This window comes from Salipiger marinus (genome assembly GCF_900100085.1).
Classification (GTDB): domain Bacteria; phylum Pseudomonadota; class Alphaproteobacteria; order Rhodobacterales; family Rhodobacteraceae; genus Salipiger; species Salipiger marinus.
Window position 1 is genome coordinate 1 of record NZ_FNEJ01000079.1, and the last position, 2,450, is coordinate 2,450.

Annotated in this window: 4 protein-coding genes; all 4 read right to left on the reverse strand. The window is 69.8% G+C overall.

Translation table 11 applies throughout. The annotated features are described in order from the left end of the window. The coding region (locus BLR51_RS26865; RefSeq protein WP_110506233.1) for a phage tail tape measure protein at window positions 1–953 on the reverse strand (953 nt) is incomplete at its 3' end. After that, entirely contained in the window at window positions 950–1,234 is a 285-nt protein-coding gene (locus BLR51_RS27940) for a DUF7697 family protein (protein WP_089852593.1), read from the reverse strand. The genes BLR51_RS26865 and BLR51_RS27940, both read right to left, overlap by 4 nt. 23 nt (window positions 1,235–1,257) lie before the next feature. Beyond that, window positions 1,258–1,719 (reverse strand): hypothetical protein, encoded by a 462-nt coding sequence (locus BLR51_RS26875; RefSeq protein WP_089852594.1) that lies wholly within the window; start codon window positions 1,717–1,719, stop codon window positions 1,258–1,260. Further along, window positions 1,719–2,450: phage tail tube protein (locus BLR51_RS26880; RefSeq protein ID WP_089852595.1), on the reverse strand; the 732-nt coding region annotated here is incomplete at its 5' end. The genes BLR51_RS26875 and BLR51_RS26880, both read right to left, overlap by 1 nt.

Consider the following 2,450-nt stretch of genomic DNA (forward strand, 5'->3'; position numbering starts at 1 on the left):
TCGCCCCGCGCCTCGTCGCTGAGCCCGGCCAGACCGTCCTGCAGCTCCTGCGCGATCTCGGCCATGCTGCGCATATTGCCCTGTGCGTCGAAAAACTCGAGCCCGAGCTCGGCCATCGAGGCGGCCGCCTTGTCGCTGTCAGGCACCAGCCGCTGCAGGAAGGTCTTGAAGGAGGTGCCGGCATCGGAGCCCGAGGCGAAGCTGGAGGCGGTGGCGGAAATGGCCGTCAGGAAATCCTCGATCGAGACACCTGTGGCGCCGGCCACGCCGCCCGCCTGGGCGATGGCAAGCCGCAGATCGTCAAAGCCGAATTTGGAGGTCAGCGCCGCCCCGGTGAGCCGGTCCGCGATCAGCGGCAGTTCCGACGCCTGCAGGCTGAACTGCGCCATGACATCGGTCACCAGATCGGCGGCGGGGGCCAGCTCGCCGCCAAGCGCCCCGGCAAAGGCCAGCGAGGCATCCAGCGCCCCGCCCATGACATCGCCTACCGAGACGCCGTTCTTGACCAGCGTCTCGATGGCCTCCGCCGCCTGCATGGCGGTAAAGGCGGTGGTGGCGCCCAGATCTTTGGCCTTCGCCGCCAGCCGGTCGATCTCGGTCTGGCTGGCGCCGCTCGCCGCCTCCACCCGGTTCATCATCGCCTGAAACTGCCGCCCCACATCCAGCGCGCCACGCCCGAAGGCGACCACCCCGCCAAGCAGCGCCGTGGTGCCCATGAAGCGCGCAAGCCGCTGCAGCGCCGGCACTTCCTGACTGACGGCAGCGAGCGAGCCGCGCAGCTGACGGGCGGCAAGATCGGTCTCGCGCAGCCCGGCACTGGCCGGGCGCCCGGCCTGCTGGATCATCTGCAGGCTGCGCTGGCCCCGAGTGCCAAGCGCGCGCAGATCGGCTTCGAGCTGCTGCGCGCCCGCCGCCGAAAGGCGGATGGTGTATTGACGGGTGGTGGTGCTCATTCTCGGGCGTCCTCGCGCTGCCGGGCCGCCGCCTCCAGAAGGCCGGCTTCCCAGAAGGGCAGCAGCAGAATTGCGATATGGTCGGAAAGGCCCTGCGCCGTGAGCAGCGCAAGGCAGGCGGGCATGTCGAGCCCGGCATAGCCCCCGGCGCCGATGCGGCGCTGGTGGAACAGGGAGTGCCCGAGGGCCAGAAGGGCGCGGCCCTCCCGACTTTGCGGGGCATGCAGATCTTCGGGACAGGCGCCCTTGCCGCCGAACCGCGCGCAGGCATAGCCGGGCATGGCCCGGCAGTCGGCACAGTGGTTCAGCCCTCCGCCATAGCGGTATCGGGCAAGGGCGCGGAGGCGTTTCCCTCCTGCTCCAGATCCACCCAGGGCTGCAGCAGGGCGGCATGCAGCGCCGAGGCTATGCCGGGGAAAAGATCAAGGAAGGCCTCGATCGAGGCGGCATCCAGCGGCGCGGGCGCCCCCGCCTCGGTCTCCACCCCGGTCCAGCCGGTGCCGAAGCGCAGCAGGATCAGTTTGACCAGATGCCGCGCGGCCTGACCGCGAAGCGCCTCCTCATGTTCGGGGCCAAGATCCTCGTCATCGAGGCATTCCGCCTCAAAGGCCAGCGCCTCGGGCAGGCTCTGGCGGGCAAGCCGCAGGGCGGTGGCCTCGGCCTCGCGCAGATCGGCATAGGTGAAGGCGCGGTGCGAGACCGTGACCCCATAGCCCAGATCGATCCGGCGCGCGGTGCCAAGCCGCCGGGTGAGGCGCAGCACCATCAGACCAGCGGCGCGTAATCGGGCGTGTCGTTTTTGAGCGTGACCGTGACCAGATCCACCCCCGGCGCCGGGCGCCCGGCCCGCCAGTTGAACGACGAGGTGATGATGTCGCGCCCCTCCACCGGCACGCCCGTGCGTTCGAGCCGAACCGCCGGCACGGTGATCGCAAGTTCAAGTGCCGCCCCGACCGTCCATGTCAGCTGCAGCGCAAAGCTGGTGCCGTCACTGGCGCGGTCATAGAGCGTCGGGCCCCGGAACCGGGCGGTGATCTGGCCGGACAGATCCCAGAATCCGGGATCCATGTCGGCGGCAGTGGCAAGCCCGTTGAGCGTGGTCTGATCCGCCTCCACCCCCGAGTTCAGCGTGAGCCCGGCCTGGGTGATGCCGGCCACCGCCGCGCCCTCCATCAGCACAGCCCCCTGAAACCCCACCGGCACCGGATCGGGGCTGTAAAGCACCGGGGTGGCATCCAGCGTGGCGGGCGCCTTCACCTCCTCGCGCCCGGCAAGGTTGAAGGTGACGCGCTGGCGCTGGCCGTTCTTCTGCGCCTGAATCTCCATGCCGGTCATGGCAAGGCTGTCCTGGGTGAAGTGGCTCGCCACGCCCATATGGCTGATGCCATGGGTGGCGAGCCGGATCGCGGGCTGGGCGGCGGCGGCAAAGACATGGGTGTAAGGGCCGGTGCCGGTGGTGTCGGGATCGCCAAAAAGCTGCGCCAGATGCCAGCCGAT